The following is an 18,512-nucleotide window of genomic DNA, read 5'->3' on the forward strand; positions in this document are numbered from 1 at the left end:
CTGCCCACGAGGAAGGGACGCAGGCCGGGCGACAGCCGTAAGAATCGAGCGCGCGCCGGGCCTCCGCGCCGCCGCACGCCATGGCGACCCCTGCCCCTGGCGGCGCCGCTGCACAGGCGCGGGGGCCTGGAAACCGGTCATCCTTTGCCCCCTAATGAGGCTGGCCGGGTCGCGCGTAGTCCGAACACAGGTGACGCCGTGGCAGAGGCTTCCTGCGGGCTGCACGGGACCGAGCAGTACGACCGACAGATGGCGGGCGCGCCGAGACGGGGGGGGCACAATTCATGACGGCAATCTGCGGTAGTCGCAGGGCAAAACTAGCCCCGTGAACCCGCGCGATTCACCGAGGCGGAGGGCTGGGTCAGCCTCTCGGCCAGCCCATCACCTACGGCCAAACCACGCGTTTACCCGCCGGCCCGCTCACTCCGCCACCTTGTAGCTCTGCGGCGGCTGCGCGGTGTCCTTGAGTTGGCTCACGTCCACCCCCGCCGTCTCGAGCGCCTTGACCGCCTCGGCGCGGGTCGCGGCGTCCAGCTCGGGCGTGCGGGCCAGGATCCAGCCGATGTTCTCCTCGGGCGAGCGGACCGCCGCCCACTGGTACTTGCCGTCCACCACGTCGCTCGCCGCGGCGACGGTGTAGTTCACCCCCTGGCTCGTGTCCCCGACCGGGAACTGCACGTCGAGGGTGTTGAAGTTGCCGCCCACGACCGTGGCTGTGCCCTCGATCGTCGCCACCGCGCCGCCGGGGCCGTCGCAGCGGTTCGTCACCGTCACCTTCTCGCCCGCCAGCGCATAGGTGGCGGTCACGCCGCCGGTGCACATCTCCTGGAACTTCGCCGGGGTGCGGGCGATCTCGTACCACGTGCCGACATAGGCCTCGGGGTCGATCTCGGTCTTCGCCACGGTGCCGGCATCCTGCGCGAACGCAGGCGTCAGGGTCAGCAGCGACACGGCGAGGGCTTGGGCGATCTTCATGGCGGTCTCCTGTTCCGGGTTCGTGGCCCAACGCCCCCCTGCCCCCGCCGTTCCCCCCGCGGTCCGCTGCCGGGTTGCCGCGGCGGCCGGGCGGGCTAGAAGGGGACATGACCCCGCCCCCCGACCCGGACCCCGCCCCGGCCGCCACGCTGCCGGTTGCGCCCACCCTCTCACCCGATCAGGCGGACGCCTGGGACGCGCTGGCCGAGACGCTGGCCGCGGCGGGCGTGGACCTCGTGGCCGAAGAGGTCCGGCCCGCGGCCGAGGGCAAGGGCCGGGTGATGGCGGTGCTGGGCAAGGCCGGCTCGGGCAAGACGCTGCTGCTGGCCGAACTGACGCGGGCGCTGGCGGCGGCCGGCGTGCAGGTGGTCAGCGGCGACTATGAGGGGCGCCGGCGCAAGGACGCGCGCACCGTCGCGGTGCTGGCCCCGACCAACAAGGCAGCCTTCGTGCTGCGCACCCGCGGTGTGCCCGCGACCACCATCCACCGCATTCTCTATACCCCCGTCTACGACCCGCAGTACGAACGCCTCGCCGACTGGCTGGCGGGGACCGGCGAGCGCCCGGTGATCGAGGGGCTGAGCGAGCCGGCGCTCGACCGGGCGCTGGCGTTCTACCAGCAGCACGGCTCGATCCCCGGGGCGCTGGCGGCGGCGGGGCTGCGGGGGTCGGACTTCATCCAGGGGTGGAAGCGGCGCGAGGATGCGCTCGACATCGGGCTGATCGACGAATCCTCGATGCTCGACGAGCGCCAGTTCGACGACCTGCGCGAGATCTTTCCGGTGCTGGTGCTGTTCGGCGACCCCGCGCAGCTCGCCCCCGTCGGGCAGTCGGGCGAGATGGTCTTCGACCGCCTCGCCGCGCCGCAGAAGCTGATCCTGCACTGCATCCACCGGCAGGCCGACGACAGCCCGATCCTCGACCTCGCCCATGCGCTCGGCGACCCCGAGGTGGATTTTCCCGCCTTCGAGCGGCTGGTGCGCGAGGCCGCCGCCGGCGACCCGAGGGTGATCTGGGCCGAGCGGGTGGAAAGCGACCTGATGGCGCGCAGCCCGGTGCTGGTCTGGCGCAACGCCACGCGGGTGCGGCTGATCTCGGCCTTCCGCGCCGCCCACGGGGCGCCGGGGGACGCGCTGTTGCCGGGTGAGCCCTTCATCTGCGACGGGATCGAGCTGCCGCTGAAGCACCGCAAGAAGCGCATCGACCTCGAGGCGCGGGGGCTCATCAAGGGCGCGCAGGTGGTCTATCTCGGCCCCGGCCGCAAGCCCGGCTTCTCGCGGCTGCACGTGATCGGTGCGCCCGAGCCGCGGCTGTCGGCGGCCAGCATCGTCAAGATCGAGACGCCGGACGTCGAGGAACCCTTCATCCCCTTCGCCGCCCGGATGGGCGCGGCGTTCCTGCACGGGGCGGCGGTGACGATCCACAAGGCGCAGGGCTCGCAGTGGCCCGATGTGCAGGTCTTCGCCCCCGACATCTCGGCCGCCGCCTGGTCGAACCGGACCGAGGCCGGGCTGCCCTTGTGGAAACGCCTCGCCTATGTGGCGATCACCCGCGCGCAGGAGCGGCTCTACTGGGTGACGCGGGCGCGGCTCGCACGGCCGCAGACGGGGCTGTCGGTGGACGACCTCGCCGCCGAGACGGCACCGCTGTCGCTCGAAGCCGAGGCCGAGGCGGACTGAGTTCTTTCTTGCCCAAATATCCCGGGGGACGCGCCAACGGCGCGGGGGGCAGCGCCCCCAGCCTCAGCGCCCCCTGCGTCAGCGCCCCGAGGCGCGGCGGGCGTGCCGGACGATGTCGGCGTCCTGCAACTGCTCGATCCGCAGCCGCAGCGCCTCGGTCAGCGCTTCGCGCGGCAGGCCGGTCTCGCGCGCCAGCCGCAGCACGCCGAAATGGACCCGGGCGATCTCCTGATAATACCGCGTGAAGGTATAGTTGATCGACGCCCCGGCGAGCGCCCCGAACACCGGGGTCGCCTGCGCCGCGAGCTTCTGGCCCAGGACCGCGGCAAAGCGCGGCGCGATGCGGGCGATCAGGGTCTGCACCGTCTGGCCGGTGACCGACAGCCGCGCGGCGAGCAGCCCGAGGTCGGTGCCGTCGTCGTCCGACATCGGTCCCGCGGCGGCAAAGACGCGCAGCGCCTCGGACCGGACCTCTTCGCTGGAGGTATCGAAGCCGTGCTCTTCGGCGATGTCGAGGATGGCGCGCAGCAGCATCGTCACCGTCACCGGCAGCTCGACCATCGCCCCCGGCAACCCCGCGACCCCGCCCGCGGCGCCGGAGACGGTCGAGGCGAGGCGGTTGAACCAGTCGCCGCGGTCGCGGACGTAGTTGCGCGACCGGCTGGCCGCCCCGAAGGCACCGTTCAGCGCGCCAAGCGCAATGTCGTCCAGCCGCCCGCGCACGAAGCCCGGCAGCCGCTCGATCAGCCCCTGGGCGCTGCCGCCGATGCGGGCGAGGATGTCCATGCCCATCCCGCCGGCATCGACGTAGCGCCGCGCCAGCTTGTCGATCTGGACGTGGACCGAGGGGTCGTCGATCGGCGGCAGGACGGCCTGGCGGCGGGATACGGAGCTTGCGGGCATTGTGTCTCTCTCCTCGGGCGGTCGGGTCTGGCGGTGGCGGTCAGGCTGAGCGGGCAGAGCGCGCTGCCCCCGCCGGGGTGGCGTGGGCGGCCTCGGGGGCCTCGACCTCGACACAGGACGAACGCATCTCGGGTGTGTCCTCGATCTCGGCCAGCCCGGCCAGCACGTCGGGCCGGGTTTCGCGCGTCACCGCGCCCGCGACCCCAACCCAGGCGCCGGGGCGAAGTTCCAGACCCAGCACCCGGTCGGGATTGGTGGGCGGCGGCATCTCGACCCCCTCGAGCTTGGCAAAGCCGAACCGCTGGTAATAGGGCGCGTCGCCCACGAGCATCACCCGGCCCCAGCCCATCGCGCGGGCGCGGGCGAGGCTCTCGCGCATCAGAAGCCCGCCCAGCCCCTCGCCCTGCGCGGTCGGGTGCACCGCCACCGGGCCGAGCAGCAGGACCGAGCGCCCGCCGACCCGCACCGGCCAATAGCGGATCGCCGCCACCAGCGTGTCGTCGCTGCGCAGGGTCAGGCAGAGTTCGGGCACCGGCGGCACCCCGTCGCGCAGGCGATAGGAGGAGAGCGCCGTGCGCCCCGGCGCGAAACACAGGTCGAGCAGCGCCTCGACCTCGGTCGCGTCGGCATCGGTTTCGGGGCAGAGGTCATACATCGGCAACGGCCCTCGGCAGGGAGGAGGGGACGGCAGGCGCCGCACCGCCGCGGGTTAACATCCGCAGCCGCGGCTTTGAACGGCAAAACTGCGTGTGCGGGATGAGGGGGGGTGCGGCGGGCTGGGGCGGTGGAGTCCGGGGCGCGCTGTCGGCTGGACGCCCGGCGGGTTGGCAGGCGCTGAGGGCCAGCGTGCTCTGGGGGTTGGGCGCAGGGGCGTGGCGCGGCGCATGGCGGGCTGAAGCACGGCGGTTTGCGGCGCTTGGCGGAGTGCGACACCTGACGGGTTGCGGCGCCCCGCGATCCGGGGCGCAGCGGTTTGGGCGGCAGTCGGGGGCGCGGGACGGGTTGCGACATGGGGGAGGGCTGCGGGCTTCAACGCACTCCGGCTTGCGGCGCGGGGGCGGGCCGGGCAGGATGCCGCCGGCCGGGCTGACCCAAGGGCCGTGCTGAGGGCGGGTGGCCGCTGGTGCGGAACGCCCTGCCCCCTCTGCCGTTGCCCACCGCCCTGCCGCCGACCCCGCCCCACCACCCGAACCGAGGAGGCCCTGCCGATGTTCTACCGCCCCGAGGCCGGCCACGGCCTGCCCCACAACCCGTGGAACGCCATCGTCGCCCCGCGCCCGATCGGCTGGATCTCGACCCGCGGGCGGCTAGGCGACAACCTCGCGCCCTATTCCTTCTTCAACGCCACCGCCTATGTGCCGCCGCAGGTGATGTTCGCCTCGACCGGGGCGAAGCCCGACCGGCCGGGGACCAAGGACACCGTGGCGCAGGTCGCGGAATCGCGGGTCTTCTGCATCAACATCGCCGACGGGGCGCTGGCGCAGGCGATGAACGCCTCGACCTCGGCGCAGCCCGCGGGGGTCAGCGAGTTCGACCTCGCCGGGGTCACGGCGCTGCCGTGCGAGACGATCGACTGCGCGCGGGTGGCCGAGGCGGCGGCCTCGATCGAGTGCCGCGCGACGCGGATCATCCGCCAGGCCGGCGAGGCCAACCACGTCGTGCTGGGGGTGGTGACCGGGGTCCACATCCGCCCCGACTGCCTTCAGGACGGGATCTTCCGGCCGGCGACGGGGTGGCTCGCGCGGCTGGGCCACAACGATTATTGCGTGGTCACCGACACCTTCTCGATGGACCGCCCCGCATGACCTCTCTGCGCCCGCAAAAGACCGTCAAGGACTACATCCGCAGCATCGTCGATTTCCCGGTCGAGGGGATCGTGTTCCGCGACGTGACCACGCTCTTTGCCGACGCGCGCGGGTTCCGCATGGCGGTGGACCAGCTGCTCTCGCCCTATGCGGGGGTGCCGATCGACAAGGTCGTGGGGCTCGAGGCGCGGGGCTTCATCCTCGGCGGCGCGGTGGCGCATCAGCTCACCACCGGCTTCGTGCCGATCCGCAAGAAGGGCAAGCTGCCCGGCACGGTGATCAGCCAGGCCTATCAGCTCGAATACGGCGAGGCGGTGATGGAGATCCACGACGACGCGCTCAAGCCCGGCGAGCGGGTGCTGATCGTCGACGACCTGCTGGCGACCGGCGGCACGGCGCAGGCGGCGATCGACCTCTGCCGCCGGCTCGGGGCCGAGGTGGTGGGCGCGGCCTTCGTGATCGACCTGCCCGAGCTCGGCGGTCGCGCGGTGGTCGAGGCGGCGGGGGTCGAGGTTCACGCCCTGACCGAGTTCGACGGCCACTAGCCCGCGGCGGCGTGGCCGGGCATCCCGGGCAGCGGGAAGATGCGGTCGTAGGCCCAGTTGAACAGGTAGCCGTAGACCACGTAGAAGCCCGCCACCCCGAGGTCGAAGAGGAAGGCGTGCCACAGGCTGATGCCGAGCACCCAAGCCACGAAGGGCAGCAGGATCACCAGAAGCCCCGCCTCGAACAGCACCGCGTGCAGCGCGCGGATCGGGTGCGTCTTGACCACGCTGCCGCGCAGGCGCTTGAGCGCATGGTCGAAGCCGAGGTTGTAGAGATAGTTCCAGATCGTCGCCACGACCGACGAGACGACCCCCACCACGCCGAGCGCGCCGAGGTCGAACCCGGTGATCAGCCAGCCGCCGCCGATCAGGAACACCAGCCCCACGATCTCGAACAGCACCGCGTGGCGGATGCGGTCGGGGGTGGTGCGCATGACGGGCGCGGTGGCGGTGGCGGGGGTCACGGGGGACTCGAGGCTGGTCACGGCAGGGGCTCCGTCTGTCAGGCGGGTCGTCCCGGCAATCGCGGCCCGGTGCGGGCAACAGGTCGTCCTGTCGCGGCCCGGATACCGGCCCGCGCGCCCCGGTTCAACCCAGCACCGCGCCGGGGTTCATGATCCCCAGCGGGTCGAGCGCGGCCTTGATCGCCCGCATCGCCGCCAGCCGGGCCGGATCGCCCCAGCGCGCCAGATCGGCGGTCTTGAGGCGGCCGACCCCGTGCTCGGCCGAGAACGAGCCCTCGCGCGCGACGACCATCGCGTGGACGGCCTCCTGAATGCGGGGGCGCAGCGCGTCGTAGTCCTCGCGCCGGCGGCCGGGGGCGGGAAAGACGTTGTAATGCAGGTTGCCGTCGCCGAGATGGCCGAAAGCGTTGATCCGCATTTCGCCCATCGCGGCCAGCATGGCGCCGGCATCGTCGAGGAACCGCGGGATCTCGGACAGCGGCAGGCTGATGTCGTGCGACGAGATCGAACCGATCCGCCGGTTGGCCTCGGGCAGATGCTCGCGCAGGGACCAGAACTCGGCCGCCTGCGCGCCGGTCTGGGCGAGCGCGCCGTCGATGACGAGCCCGGCCTCCATCGCGTCCGCGAGCAGCCCCTCGAGCGCCGCGTCGGGGTCGAGGCCCTGCGGCAGCGACAGTTCCAGCAGCACCGACCACGGGGCGCCGGGCAGCGGCTGGCGGATGGCGGGCAGCACCTCGGCCAAGAAGGCGAGCCCCTGTCCCGCGATCAGCTCGAACGCGGTGACGCAGCCGCTGAGCCGCCCCTGCGCCAGCGCCAGCAACTGCAGCGCCTCGGCCGGGCCGGGCACGGCGAGCATGGCGGTCGCGACGCCCGCGGGCACCGGTGCCAGCCGCAGGCTCGCGGCGGTGATGATCCCCAGCGTGCCCTCGGCCCCGATCAGCAGGTCGCGCAGGGCGTAGCCGGTGTTGTCCTTCCTCAGCCGCTTGAGGTCGTGCAGGATCGACCCGTCCGGCAGCACCGCCTCGATCCCCAGACACAGCGCGCGGGCGTTGCCCCAGCGCAAGACGGCCGTGCCGCCGGCGTTGGCGGCGAGCACCCCGCCCAGCTGTGCCGTCCCCTGGCTCGCCAGCGCCAGCGGGAACATCCGCCCGGCGGCGCGCGCGGCCTCCTGCACCGCGGCGAGGGTCAGGCCGGCCTCGGCCACCAGCACATCCTCGGCGGGCCAGACGGCGCGGACGGCGGCCATGCGCTCGAGCGACAGGATCAGCGGCGCGGGCCCGTCCGGCATGACCGAGCCGCCGACGAGCCCGGTCCCGCCGCCGCGCGGCACGATGCCCACGCGGGCGGCGGCGCAGGCGCGCACCACGGCCGCGACCTCCTCGACCGTGCGGGGGGCGGCGACCAGCCCGCCGCGGCCGAGATAGCGCCCGCGCGGGTCGTCGAGATAGCGGTCCTCGACCGGGCGCAGCACCCCGGGGGGCAGGGTCGCGGCCAGGCGGTCGTCGGCGGGCTCTCGCGTCATGTCTTCCCTGCCCAAATCTCCCGGCCAGCGTCCGGGGCGGCGCGCTCGGCCCCTACCGGACCTCGGTCCGGCCGCGCCGGTCGCCGCGCAGGTTGGCGTAGAGGACGTGATTCCGCCAGCGCCCGTTGATCTGCAGATAGGACTGCGCCACGCCCTCGTACTTGAAGCCCGAGTGCTCGAGCAGCCCGCGGCTCGCGGCGTTCTCGGGCAGGCAGGCGGCCTCGATCCGGCTCAGGTCCAGCGTGCCGAAGGCGTGGCCTACCACCGCCGCCAGCGCCTCGCGCATGTAGCCCTGGCGCGCGAAGGGGGCGCCGACCCAGTAGCCGAGCGTCCCCATCTGTGCCGGGCCGCGGCGGATGTTGTCGAGCGTCACGGCGCCGACGAGCACCCCGTCGTGACGGACGAGGAACAGCGGCAGCGCAGTGCCGCCGCGGCTGGCGCGCGCGGCCCAGTAGACGCGGTTGACGAAGGCGCGGCGCGACAGGTGGCCCTCGTGCCACGCCGGCTCCCACGGGGTCAGGAAGCTGCGGCTTTCGGCCCGCAGCCGCGACCACGCCGGGAAATCGCCATGCGCGGGCAGGCGCAGCACCAGCCGTTCGGTCTCGAGCCGCGGCGCGGGGCTGCGGCGCAGGAACATCAGGCGGCGAGCCGCTCGGCCAGCGCCTCGCGCGAGGGGCCGCGGCGCACGGGACCGTAGAGCGCCAGCGCCGGGCGGGCGGCGGCGATGAGCCCGGCGGCGTGGTCGCGGACCTCGGCGGCGGTCACCGCGTCGATGCGCTGCGCCACCTCTTCGGCGTCCGGCACCCGGCCCCAGATCGCCAGCGCCCGGGCGATGCGCTCGGCCTGACCCGAGGGGCTTTCGAGCCCCATCAGCAACCCGGCCTTGAGCTGGGCTTTCGCGCGCGCGACCTCGGCCTCGGTCATCTCGTCGGCCGAGCGGCGGATCTCGTCGATGGTCAGATGCGCGAGGTCGGCCAACTGCTCGCCCGAGGTGCCGGCGTAGACGGTCACCATGCCGGTGTCGTCGTGGAACCCGGACTGGGCGAAGATCGTGTAGCAGAGCCCGCGTTCCTCGCGGATGCGCTGGAACAGGCGCGAGGACATGCCGCCCCCCAGCGCCGAGGTCCAGATCTGCGCCGCGTAGAAGTCGGGGGCGAGGTAGCCCGGCCCCTCGAACGCCAGCGCGAAATGCGCCTGCTCAAGCCGCTTGACGCGCCGCGCCTCGGTGCCCTGCCAGCGGGCCGGCTCGCGCCCCGGATCGGTGACGGGGGCGAGGTGGCCGAAGATCTCCTCGGCCTGACGGGCCAGCGTGTCGTGATCGACCGCGCCCGCGGCGGCCACGATCATCTGGCCGGGGCCGTAATGCTCGCGCACGAACCCCGCGAGGTCGTCGCGCGAGAAGCCCGAGACCCGCTCGGCCGGGCCGAGGATGGTGCGGCCCATCGCCTGCCCGGGATAGGCGGCCTCTTGCAGCCAGTCGAAGATCACGTCGTCGGGCGTGTCGAGGCTCTGGCCGATCTCTTGCAGGATCACCCCGCGCTCGACCTCGATCTCGCGCCCGTCGAAGGCCGGGTTCAGCACGATGTCGCCCAGCACGTCGAGAGCCAGCGGCACGTCGCCCGCCAGCACGCGGGCGTAATAGGCGGTGGTGTCGCGCGAGGTATAGGCGTTGATGTAGCCGCCCACGTCCTCGATCGCCTCGGCAATCTGCAGGGCCGTCCGCCGGGCGGTGCCCTTGAAGGCCATGTGCTCGAGGAAATGGGCGATGCCGTTCTGCTCGGCGCGCTCGTCGCGCCCGCCGGCGGTGACCCAGACGCCGACCGAGGCCGAGTGCAGCCCCTCCATCCGGCGGGTGGCGATGCGAAGACCGTTGGTCAGGGTGGTGATGCGAATGTCGCTCAAGCCGTTCTCCGTTCAAGGATCAGCGACTTAAGTGCGGCGTTGTCGTTTTCAACCCGGGTGACCCGCTCGGGCAGGTCCATCAGCCGCGCCATGTGCGGCGGCAGCGGGGGCCTGAGGCCGATCGCCTGCTCGACCGCGTCGGGGAACTTGGCCGGGTGAGCGGTGGCGAGCGTGATCATGGGCGTGCCGTCCACGCGGTGATCGTCGGCGACCTTGATGCCTACGGCGGTGTGGGGGCAGACGATCTCGCCCGTCTCGGCCCGGACGCGGGCGATGGTGGCGAGCGTCTCGGGCTCGGACACCCGGCCCGAGTCGTAGATCTCGGCCAGATGCTCGCGCGCGCCCTGACTGATGGCGAAGCCGCCCTGCCCGGACAGCTCGGCCATGAGCTGCGCCACCGCCGCCCCGTCGCCGTCATAGGCGCCGAAGAGCGCGCGCTCGAAGTTGGAACTGACCTGGATGTCCATCGAGGGCGAGATAGACGGCTCGACCCGGCCGACGCGATAGTCGCCCGAGGTGAGCGCGCGGTTCAGGATGTCGTTCTGGTTCGTGGCCACCACCAGCCGCTCGACCGGCAGGCCCATCGCGCGGGCGATCGAGCCCGCGTAGATGTCGCCGAAGTTGCCGGTCGGCACGGTGAAGCTGACCTTGCGGTGCGGCGCGCCGAGGCTGACCGCGGCGGTGAAGTAATAGACGACCTGCGCCAGCACCCGCGCCCAGTTGATCGAGTTGACGCCGGCGAGCCCCACGCCGTCGCGGAAGTCGTGGTCGTTGAACAGGTCCTTCAGCCGCGCCTGCGCGTCGTCGAAGGTGCCGTCGATGGCCAGCGCATGGACGTTGGCGTCGTCGGGCGTGGTCATCTGCCGCCGCTGCACCGCGCTGACGCGGCCATGCGGATAGAGGATGAACACGTCCACGTTGGGCAGGCCGCGGAACGCCTCGATCGCGGCCGAGCCGGTGTCTCCGCTCGTCGCGCCGACGATGGTGATCCGCCGCCCCTCGCGCGCCAGCGCGATCTGGAACAGCTGCCCGATCAGCTGCATGGCGAAGTCCTTGAAGGCCAGCGTCGGCCCGTGGAACAGCTCGAGCAGGTGATGGCCGGGGGCGAGTTGCACCAAGGGCGCGCGGGCGGCGTGGCCGAAGCCCTGATAGGCGCGGCGGATCGCCTCGCGCAGTTCGGTTTCGGAAAAGCTTTCCGCGACGAAGGGCTGGACGATGCGGAAGGCGGCCTCCTCGTAGCTGACCCCCTCGAGCGCGGCGATGGCGGCGGCGTCCATCTGGGGCACCGTCTCGGGGACATAGAGGCCGCCGTCGCGGGCGAGCCCGGTCAGCATCGTCTCGGCAAAGGGCAAGGCGGGGGCCTGCCCGCGGGTGGAGATATAGCGCATCAGTCCCCTCGGGTTATCGGGCGCCGGATACGCCAGACCAGCGCGATTGTCATCCCGAGACAGATCGCCGCAAAGGAAAACCACTGGATCGCGTAGCTCAGGTGGTTGTTCGGAATCTCGGTGATGTCGAGCGGCATGGGCATCACCCCCTGCGCGTCGCCGCGCACGGCTGCGGCCACGATCAGCACCGGCTCGGTCCCCAGATGCGCGGCCATGCGCGGCACCTCGCGCGCGAACCAGATCCCGGCCTTGAGGTCCGGCTCGGGCGTGGCCGAGCCCTTTTCGTCCGGCCAGTGCAGGTTGCCCGCCACCGTCAGCGCCACCGGCGGGCGGGGCTTTCGGCGGTCGTCCTGCGGGATGAAGCCGCGGTCCACCATGATCCGCCGCCCGTCCGCGGTCTGGAACGCCGAGACGACGTTGTAGCCGCCGCCGAGGTCGCGGGTGCCCGAGAGCACGAGGATTTCATCGCCCGTAGTGGTGCCGTCCACATAGACGGGGCGGTATTTCATCGACGGGTCCACGGCGGCCGGCAGCGGCACCGGCGTCTGCTCGATCCCCCGCTGGATGGTGGCGAGCTGGTCGTTCTTCCACGCCATGCGCTGCATCTGCCAGACCCCGAGGCTGGCGAGCACGCCGGTCACGATCAGACCGAGGATCAGGGGCAGCAGCCAGCGGCGCATGGGCTCAGGGTCCGGGTGGCGGCAAAGGCAACGGCGCGCGAGGTTGGGGCCCGCGCGCCGTGGGGTCTTGCGGATGCGGGCTCAGCGGCCCCAGACGTAGATCGAGGCGAACAGGAACAGCCAGACCACGTCAACGAAGTGCCAGTACCAGGCGGCGGCCTCGAACCCGATGTGGTTTTCCGAGTCCATCTCGCCGCGGGCAAAGCGGATCGCGCAGACGGCGAGGAAGATCGTCCCGATGATGACGTGGAAGCCGTGGAAGCCGGTCGCCATGAAGAACACGCCGCCATAGACGTTGTCGGCGAGGCCGAACTGCGCGTGGCTGTACTCATAGGCCTGCAGCAGGGTGAAGCAGATCCCCAGGATCACCGCGACGACGGTGCCGCGCAGCGCGGTCTTGCGGTCGTTCTCGTGCACGAGGGCATGGTGCGCCCAGGTCACGGCGACGCCCGAGAGCAGCAGGATCAGGGTGTTGATCAGCGGCAGGTGCCACGGGTCGAAGGTCACGACGCCCTCGGGCGGCCAGACGCCGTCCTTGATCGGGCTCATCTCGCCCATCGGGTAGAGCGCGTTCTTGAAGAACGCCCAGAACCAGGCGGCGAAGAACATCACCTCCGAGATGATGAACAGGATCACGCCGTAGCGCAGGCCGATCTGGACCACCGGGGTGTGGTCGCCGGTGTTGCCCTCGTGCGCCACGTCCGCCCACCAGCCGTACATGGTGTAGAGCACCATGAGCAGGCCGATGGCGAACTGCGTCCAGGCGGGCAGGCCCAGGTGGGTCATGCCCTTCATCCAGAACACCGCCCCCGACAGCATGACGAAGGCACCGATGGCGCCGAAGAACGGCCAGACCGAGGGCGGCAGGATGTGGTAGTCGTGGTTCTTGGCGTGGGCCATGTCGTCGGCTCTCCCCGGGGTGTCGTTCAGATCAGGCGTGGTTCAGGCGAAGGCGGGTCAGTTCTGGGCAGGTCAGTTCTGGGCGGTTCAGTTCTGGGCGGTGGCCGGAGGCGCGGCGACGTCGGCCCTGGCCGATTTCTGCGCGTCCGAGCGGAAGAAAGTGTAGCTGAGCGTGATGTCGCGGATGCGGCCCGCGTCGCGGTCGTCGACCATGTCGGGGCTGACGAAGAAGGTCAGCGGCATCTCGATCCGCTCGCCGGGCGCCAGCGTCTGCTCGGTGAAGCAGAAGCAGGCGATCTTTTCGAAGAAATAGCCGGCGGCGTCGGGGCTGACGTTGTAGCTCGCCGTGCCGGTGACGGTCTCGTCCGAGGTGTTCACGGCCTCGTAGAAGGCCATCGAGGTTTCGCCGATGCGGACCTTCATCTCGGTCTGCATGGGCCGGAAGGTCCAGCCGAGGTTCGGCATCACGTTGGCATCGAAGCGGACGGTCACCATGTCGTCGAGCACCCGGTCGGCGCCCTTGGTGGCGACCTGGGTGGTGCCGGCGAAGCCCGTCACCTGGCAGAACCAGGAGTAGAACGGCACCGCCGCCCAGGACAGCGCGCCCATCACCACGACGACCGCCACCAGCCGGCGGACCAGCCGGGCGTTGTCGGGCTTGCGGGGGGATTCGGGCGCGGTCACGGCTTCACCTCGGGCGTTGCGGCGGGGGCGGCGGGCACGCGGGCGTTCGACAGCGCGGCGGCCGGGGTGCCCGGCGCGGCCACGGGATTGGCGGCCGGGCCGCCGCCGGTGAACCCCGGCTCGGCCGGCAGTGCGGTGGCACGCGGGCGGTGGTCGAAGGCCTGCATCAGGTCGCCCTGCTTGATCTTGGCGATCGACAGCCCGAACACCAGCGCCACGAACGCCACCAGCACGAGGGCGAGCCCGACGTTCCGGCCGCTGCGGCGGCGGTGCAGCTCGTGTTCGGGATGCAGCGCCATCACCATGTCCCCACGATCGCCTGCACGGCGAGCGCCGCGAAATGCGCGAACAGGTAGATGAGCGACAGGCGGAAGAACGACTTCTCGGCGCGATAGTGGTCCGCGGTCGCCTGCGCTTCGCTGCGGCGCAGGATGACCCAGCCGCCCCGGATGAAGAGCGCGTTCAGCACCAGCGCGGTGGCGAGGTAGATCGGCCCGCCGATCGAGGTCAGCCCCAGCGCCAACGCAAACCCGGCCAGCACCAGCGTATAGCCGAAGATGTGGCGCCGGGTCGCCTGCCGGCCGTGGGTCACGGTCAGCATCGGCACGCCCGCGGCGTGATAATCTTCCTTCATGAACAGCGCGAGCGCCCAGAAATGCGGCGGGGTCCAGAAGAACACCAGCGCGAACATCAGCAGCGATTCGATCCCGATGCCGCCGGTCGCGCAGGCCCAGCCGATCATCGGCGGGAACGCCCCCGCGGCACCGCCGATGACGATGTTCTGCGGCGTCGAGCGCTTGAGCCACATCGTGTAGACGACGGCATAGAAGAAGATGGTGAAGGCGAGGAACGCCGCGGCGAACCAGTTGGCCGCGAGCCCTAGCATCACCACGGCGAGGCCCGACAGGAACAGCCCGACACCCAGCGCCTCGTCGCGCCCGACCCGCCCGGCCGGGATCGGCCGCTTCTGGGTGCGGTGCATCACAGCGTCGATGTCGGCGTCATACCACATGTTGAGCGCGCCCGACGCCCCGCCGCCCAGCGCGATGAACAGCACCGCGCAGAAGCCGATGAACGGGTCGACGTGGACGGGGGCCACGAACAGCCCCACGAAGGCGGTGAACACCACCAGCGACATGACCCGCGGCTTGAGCAGGGCAACGTAGTCGCCGAACTCGGCCTCGGGCGCGCCGGTGGCGGCCGTGGCGGGCGCCGCGGCGCCCTCGTATGCCCGAACGTCGGTCACCGGCTCAGTTGACCTGCGCCACGCGGACCGGCTGCGGGGGCAGCGCGGCGCCGGCGTCGGCGGCCATGGTGGTCTTGGCCTCGGCCATCCAGGCGTCATACTTCTCCTGGCTGACGGCCTTCACCACGATCGGCATGTAGGCGTGGTTGATCCCGCAGAGCTCCGAGCACTGGCCGAAGTAGATGCCTTCCTTGTCGGCCGAGAACCACAGCTGGGCGATCCGGCCCGGCACGGCGTCCTGCTTGACCGCGAAGGCGGGGACCGTCCACGAGTGGATCACGTCGGTCGCCGTCACCTGCATCAGCACGGTCTTGCCGACCGGCACCACCACGGCGTTGTCGGTGGCGAGCAGGTATTCGTCCTCGGCGTAGCCGTGGTCGGCCAGCTCTTCACGCGCCAGCATCAGCGCGTCGAAGGCGATGGCGTCATTGGGGTATTCATAGGACCAGTACCATTGGTGCCCGATCGCCTTGATGACGAGATCGGGGTTGGCCGGCATCTCTTGCGAGCGGAACAGCGCGGGCAGCGAGAAGATGCCGATGGTCAGCAGGATCAGCACCGGGACGAGCGTCCACAGCACCTCGACCGGGGTGTTGTGGGTGAAGCGCGCGGGCACCGGGTTGGCGCGGCGGTTGAACCGCACGATGCACCAGACGAGCAGGGCGCAGACGAAGATCGTGATCACGGTGATGATCATCAGCACGAAGTGGTCCAGCCACTGCTGGTCGTGCGCAAGCGGGCTCGACGCCGGCTGGAAGTTCATCCCGCCCGCCAGCGGCTTGCCGATCACCGGCAGGTCCCCCAGCACGTCCTGCGCCGCCGCCGTGCCGGCCATCGCGAGTTGCGCCGCGACTGCACCCGCGGCCGTCAGCGCCGCCGTGATCCGGCCCGTTGCCCAGTTTGCCATTCTTCGTTTCCCGTTCACTGTCCCTCGCCGCCCGCGCGGCCGCGTCCCCCGCCGCGTCTGCGGCCTCTGGTCGCAGCGCATCGGCAGTCCTGTCACAACCATATCTGCTTGCACCCGGCAAGCCTAGCTATCGACTCGGGACGAGAAAACCCTTACCTCCGTCGCCCGATGACCGCGCCCTTCGCCCCCTTCCAGGACCTGCTCGATCCCGACCGCGCGCTCGCCATCCTGCGCGAGGCGGTGGCAGGCGCCGACGACGGCGAATTGTTCCTCGAACGGGTGCGCGGCGAGGCGCTGGTCTATGACGATGGGCGGCTGCGCAACGCGGGCTACGACGCGAGCCAGGGGTTCGGCCTGCGCGCCGTGCGGGGCGAGGTCACGGGCTTCGCCCATTCCACCGAGATTTCGCTGGCCGCGCTGCAGGATGCCGCGGCGACCGCGCGCCTCGCCGTGGGCGCGGGCGGCCATGTGCTGAGCCCGGCGCCCGCCGGCCCCGGCCCCGCGCTCTACGCCGGGATCGACCCGGTCGAGGGAATCGCCTTCGCCGACCGCGTGGCGCTCTTGCGCGAGATCGACGCCTTTGCCCGCGACCTCGACCCGCGGGTGGTGCAGGTGTCGGCCTCGATGGCGTCCTCGCTGCAAGAGGTGGCGATCCTGCGCCCCGAGGGCGGGATCGTGACCGACATCCGGCCGATGGCGCGGCTGAACGTCTCGGTGATCCTCGAATCGAACACCCGGCGCGAGACCGGCACCGCCGGCGGCGGCGGGCGGCACGCGCTCGGCCTGCTGCTCGCGCCCGCGCACTGGCAGGGGCTGGTGCGCGACGCGCTGCGGATTGCCGAGGTCAACCTGCGCTCGGTCCCCGCCCCGGCCGGGGTGATGGACGTGGTGCTGGGGCCGGGCTGGCCGGGGATCCTGCTGCACGAGGCGGTGGGCCACGGGCTCGAGGGGGATTTCAACCGCAAGGGCGCCTCGGCCTTTGCCGGGCTCATGGGCCAGCGGGTGGCCGCGCCCGGGGTGACCGTGGTCGACGACGGCACCCTGCCCGACCGCCGCGGCTCGATCTCCGTCGACGACGAGGGCACGCCCCCGCAGCGCAACGTGCTGATCGAGGATGGAATCCTCGTCGGCTACCTGCAGGACCGGCAGAACGCCCGGCTGATGGGGGTCGCGCCCACCGGCAACGGCCGGCGCGAAAGCCACGCCCACGCGCCGATGCCGCGGATGACCAACACCATGATGGAGCCGGGGACCGACGACCCGGCGGCGATCCTGTCGGGCCTCGCGGACGGCATCTATGCGGTGGGCTTCGGCGGCGGGCAGGTCGACATCACCAACGGCAAGTTCGTGTTCTCCTGCACCGAGGCCTACCGCGTCCGCGGCGGCGAGGTGCAGGAACCGATTCGCGGCGCCACGCTGATCGGCGACGGGGCGACCGCGCTCAAGCACGTCCGCGCGATCGGCAACGACCTGGCGCTCGACCCCGGGGTGGGCAACTGCGGCAAGCAGGGCCAGTGGGTGCCGGTCGGCGTGGGCCAGCCGACGCTGCTGATCGGCGGGCTGACCGTGGGCGGCTCGGCGGCCTGACGCGGCGCGCGCGGGCGGATTTTTCGCGCCGGGCCTTGTGCCGCTAACCATCCGTTAACCCTTCCGTGCGATGAGTCCTCGCAGGATGAGGCGAGGCTCGGGATGGTTGTGCGATCGGTTTCCTTCGCTCCCCCCCACACCCCACCCACCACGAGGGAAGACGATCTCTCCGTGCTTCGCCTCATCCGCTCGCGCCGGGTCGGACCGGCGACCTATCACCGGCTGATCGCCGATCACGGCAGCGCGGCCGAAGCACTTGCCGCGCTGCCCGACATCGCCGCCGCCGCGGGGATCGAGGGCTACGCCCCCTGCCCCGAGGGCGTCGCCGCCGCCGAGCTGGCCGCCGGCCGCCGCCTCGGAGCCGCGCTGATCACCCTCGCCGACCCCCGCTACCCCCCACTCTTGCGCGAGATCCCCGACGCCCCGCCCGCGCTCTGGGTGCAGGGCGAGATTTCGGTCCTCGCCCGCCCGCTGATCGCGGTGGTGGGGGCGCGCAACGCCTCGTCGCTGGGGCTGCGCATGGCGCGCGGGCTGGCGCTGGCGCTGGCCGAGGCCGGGATCGGCGTCACCGCCGGTCTGGCGCGCGGCGTCGACACCGCCGCGCACGAGGCGAGTTGCGCCGCCGGCACCATCGCCGTGCTGGCCGGCGGCATCGACCGCATCTACCCGGCCGAGAACCGCGCCCTGGCCGAGCGTATCCGCGCCACCGGCTGCCTGATCTCAGAGCAGCCGCCGGGCCTTGAGCCGGTGGCGCGGCATTTCCCGACCCGCAACCGGATCGTCTCGGGCCTCTGCGCGGGCGTCGTGGTGGTCGAGGCCGCGCACCGCTCCGGTACCCTCATCACCGCGCGCTGCGCGGCCGAGCAGGGGCGCGAGGTGATGGCCGTCCCCGGCCACCCCCTCGACGCTCGCGCCGGCGGCTGCAACGCCCTGATCCGCGACGGCGCCACGCTGGTGCGCAGCGCGGCGGATGTGCTGGCGGCGGTGGGGTTCGAGGCGGGCGCGGTCGGGGGCGGGGTTGGCGATGGTGCGGGGGTGGAGGTTGGGGAAGGCGAGGGTTGTTCTGCGGGGGCAGGTTCGCGAGAGGGCGGCGCTGGGGACGGACTGTCCCGTGATGGCGGCGCTGGGGAGGAACGGTCCCGCGAGACCGGGGCTGCGGCGGCACGGTTCCGCTCGTCCCGTCTGTCTGGCCGACCCGTCGAATCGGCCGGAGCGGCGCCGCCATCGGCAGTGCTTCCACCCACCGCACGAGGTGCGAGAGTAGAGGACGACACGACCAAGAGCGACCGTCACGCATCGGGAGGCACGTATGGGGAGCCGAGCGC

17 protein-coding genes and 2 pseudogenes are annotated in these 18,512 nt (G+C 71.9%); 5 read left to right on the top strand and 14 right to left on the bottom strand.

Features of this window, described 5'->3' with window-relative positions; all coding sequences use genetic code 11:
- Positions 1-420: 420 nt before the first annotated feature.
- Positions 421-975, bottom strand: coding sequence for a lipocalin family protein (locus ACFHYO_RS14310; RefSeq protein WP_394321269.1), 555 nt, complete (start codon positions 973-975; stop codon positions 421-423).
- A 107-nt stretch (positions 976-1,082) separates the two neighbouring features.
- Between ACFHYO_RS14310 and ACFHYO_RS14315 the strand changes: the two genes are divergently transcribed.
- Positions 1,083-2,654 carry an ATP-dependent DNA helicase gene (locus tag ACFHYO_RS14315; protein WP_394321271.1) on the top strand — a complete coding sequence of 524 codons (1,572 nt, stop codon included), beginning with the start codon at positions 1,083-1,085 and terminating at the stop codon, positions 2,652-2,654.
- A gap of 78 nt (positions 2,655-2,732) precedes the next feature.
- Here the strand turns inward: ACFHYO_RS14315 and ACFHYO_RS14320 are convergent, their stop codons facing one another.
- Both ACFHYO_RS14320 and ACFHYO_RS14325 read right to left on the bottom strand, forming a co-directional pair.
- Entirely contained in the window at positions 2,733-3,557 is an 825-nt protein-coding gene (locus ACFHYO_RS14320; protein ID WP_052175252.1) for an EcsC family protein, read from the bottom strand.
- A gap of 178 nt (positions 3,558-3,735) precedes the next feature.
- Positions 3,736-4,212: pseudogene (locus ACFHYO_RS14325) on the bottom strand (GNAT family N-acetyltransferase); the annotation flags it as partial.
- Positions 4,213-4,765: 553 nt separating this feature from the next.
- On the opposite strand from ACFHYO_RS14325, the gene ACFHYO_RS14330 reads away from it, so the two are divergent.
- Both ACFHYO_RS14330 and ACFHYO_RS14335 read left to right on the top strand, forming a co-directional pair.
- Positions 4,766-5,362, top strand: coding sequence for a flavin reductase family protein (locus ACFHYO_RS14330; RefSeq protein WP_043132765.1), 597 nt, complete (start codon positions 4,766-4,768; stop codon positions 5,360-5,362).
- Positions 5,359-5,907, top strand: a complete 549-nt coding sequence (locus ACFHYO_RS14335; protein WP_036703864.1) for an adenine phosphoribosyltransferase — start codon at positions 5,359-5,361, stop codon at positions 5,905-5,907. The genes ACFHYO_RS14330 and ACFHYO_RS14335 overlap by 4 nt, the downstream gene beginning before the upstream one ends.
- Here ACFHYO_RS14335 and ACFHYO_RS14340 read toward each other — a convergent pair.
- From ACFHYO_RS14340 to coxB, 11 genes are all read right to left on the bottom strand, one after another.
- On the bottom strand, positions 5,904-6,392 hold the full coding sequence (locus ACFHYO_RS14340; protein ID WP_394321273.1) for a PACE efflux transporter: 489 nt from the start codon (positions 6,390-6,392) through the stop codon (positions 5,904-5,906). The two genes, ACFHYO_RS14335 and ACFHYO_RS14340, sit on opposite strands and share 4 nt — an antisense overlap.
- Positions 6,393-6,495: 103 nt before the next feature.
- Entirely contained in the window at positions 6,496-7,893 is a 1,398-nt protein-coding gene (locus tag ACFHYO_RS14345; RefSeq protein WP_394321275.1) for an FAD-binding oxidoreductase, read from the bottom strand.
- A gap of 52 nt (positions 7,894-7,945) precedes the next feature.
- Positions 7,946-8,530 (bottom strand): GNAT family N-acetyltransferase, encoded by a 585-nt coding sequence (locus ACFHYO_RS14350; protein WP_036703866.1) that lies wholly within the window; start codon positions 8,528-8,530, stop codon positions 7,946-7,948.
- Positions 8,530-9,795, bottom strand: coding sequence for a M16 family metallopeptidase (locus ACFHYO_RS14355; RefSeq protein WP_036712083.1), 1,266 nt, complete (start codon positions 9,793-9,795; stop codon positions 8,530-8,532). Before ACFHYO_RS14355 ends, ACFHYO_RS14350 begins: the two co-directional genes overlap by 1 nt.
- Complete coding sequence (gene thrC / locus ACFHYO_RS14360; RefSeq protein WP_394321277.1) at positions 9,792-11,183, bottom strand: threonine synthase; 1,392 nt, start codon at positions 11,181-11,183, stop codon at positions 9,792-9,794. Before thrC ends, ACFHYO_RS14355 begins: the two co-directional genes overlap by 4 nt.
- Positions 11,183-11,863: an SURF1 family protein gene (locus tag ACFHYO_RS14365; RefSeq protein ID WP_036735480.1), complete on the bottom strand. Its 681-nt coding sequence runs from the start codon at positions 11,861-11,863 to the stop codon at positions 11,183-11,185. The genes thrC and ACFHYO_RS14365 overlap by 1 nt, the downstream gene beginning before the upstream one ends.
- Before the next feature lie 81 nt (positions 11,864-11,944).
- The gene (locus ACFHYO_RS14370; protein WP_036712090.1) at positions 11,945-12,763 is read right to left on the bottom strand and encodes a cytochrome c oxidase subunit 3; all 819 of its coding nucleotides are present in this window, start codon (positions 12,761-12,763) and stop codon (positions 11,945-11,947) included.
- 87 nt (positions 12,764-12,850) lie between these two features.
- Positions 12,851-13,447 (bottom strand): cytochrome c oxidase assembly protein, encoded by a 597-nt coding sequence (locus ACFHYO_RS14375; RefSeq protein WP_052176550.1) that lies wholly within the window; start codon positions 13,445-13,447, stop codon positions 12,851-12,853.
- Entirely contained in the window at positions 13,444-13,746 is a 303-nt protein-coding gene (locus tag ACFHYO_RS14380) for a cytochrome c oxidase system small membrane protein (protein WP_052176552.1), read from the bottom strand. The genes ACFHYO_RS14375 and ACFHYO_RS14380 overlap by 4 nt, the downstream gene beginning before the upstream one ends.
- Positions 13,746-14,693, bottom strand: a complete 948-nt coding sequence (gene cyoE / locus ACFHYO_RS14385; RefSeq protein ID WP_394321279.1) for a heme o synthase — start codon at positions 14,691-14,693, stop codon at positions 13,746-13,748. The genes ACFHYO_RS14380 and cyoE overlap by 1 nt, the downstream gene beginning before the upstream one ends.
- 4 nt (positions 14,694-14,697) lie before the next feature.
- Positions 14,698-15,528, bottom strand: a complete 831-nt coding sequence (gene coxB, locus ACFHYO_RS14390) for a cytochrome c oxidase subunit II (RefSeq protein WP_394321301.1) — start codon at positions 15,526-15,528, stop codon at positions 14,698-14,700.
- Positions 15,529-15,768: 240 nt separating this feature from the next.
- On the opposite strand from coxB, the gene tldD reads away from it, so the two are divergent.
- On the top strand, positions 15,769-17,187 hold the full coding sequence (gene tldD, locus ACFHYO_RS14395) for a metalloprotease TldD (RefSeq protein ID WP_394321281.1): 1,419 nt from the start codon (positions 15,769-15,771) through the stop codon (positions 17,185-17,187).
- A gap of 102 nt (positions 17,188-17,289) precedes the next feature.
- A pseudogene (gene dprA, locus ACFHYO_RS14400) lies at positions 17,290-18,177 on the top strand (DNA-processing protein DprA); the annotation flags it as partial.
- Positions 18,178-18,512 lie beyond the last annotated feature (335 nt).

The sequence above is a fragment of the Paracoccus panacisoli genome, from assembly GCF_042435015.1.
GTDB classification, from domain to species: domain Bacteria; phylum Pseudomonadota; class Alphaproteobacteria; order Rhodobacterales; family Rhodobacteraceae; genus Paracoccus; species Paracoccus panacisoli.

Coding starts and splice junctions, on each gene's coding strand:
- ACFHYO_RS14310 (WP_394321269.1), bottom strand. CDS start 975: ATGAAGATCGCCCAAGCCCTCGCCGTGTCGCTGCTGACCCTGACGCCT.
- ACFHYO_RS14315 (WP_394321271.1), top strand. CDS start 1,083: ATGACCCCGCCCCCCGACCCGGACCCCGCCCCGGCCGCCACGCTGCCG.
- ACFHYO_RS14320 (WP_052175252.1), bottom strand. CDS start 3,557: ATGCCCGCAAGCTCCGTATCCCGCCGCCAGGCCGTCCTGCCGCCGATC.
- ACFHYO_RS14330 (WP_043132765.1), top strand. CDS start 4,766: ATGTTCTACCGCCCCGAGGCCGGCCACGGCCTGCCCCACAACCCGTGG.
- ACFHYO_RS14335 (WP_036703864.1), top strand. CDS start 5,359: ATGACCTCTCTGCGCCCGCAAAAGACCGTCAAGGACTACATCCGCAGC.
- ACFHYO_RS14345 (WP_394321275.1), bottom strand. CDS start 7,893: ATGACGCGAGAGCCCGCCGACGACCGCCTGGCCGCGACCCTGCCCCCC.
- ACFHYO_RS14350 (WP_036703866.1), bottom strand. CDS start 8,530: ATGTTCCTGCGCCGCAGCCCCGCGCCGCGGCTCGAGACCGAACGGCTG.
- thrC (WP_394321277.1), bottom strand. CDS start 11,183: ATGCGCTATATCTCCACCCGCGGGCAGGCCCCCGCCTTGCCCTTTGCC.
- ACFHYO_RS14365 (WP_036735480.1), bottom strand. CDS start 11,863: ATGCGCCGCTGGCTGCTGCCCCTGATCCTCGGTCTGATCGTGACCGGC.
- ACFHYO_RS14370 (WP_036712090.1), bottom strand. CDS start 12,763: ATGGCCCACGCCAAGAACCACGACTACCACATCCTGCCGCCCTCGGTC.
- ACFHYO_RS14380 (WP_052176552.1), bottom strand. CDS start 13,746: ATGGCGCTGCATCCCGAACACGAGCTGCACCGCCGCCGCAGCGGCCGG.
- coxB (WP_394321301.1), bottom strand. CDS start 15,528: ATGGCCGGCACGGCGGCGGCGCAGGACGTGCTGGGGGACCTGCCGGTG.
- tldD (WP_394321281.1), top strand. CDS start 15,769: ATGACCGCGCCCTTCGCCCCCTTCCAGGACCTGCTCGATCCCGACCGC.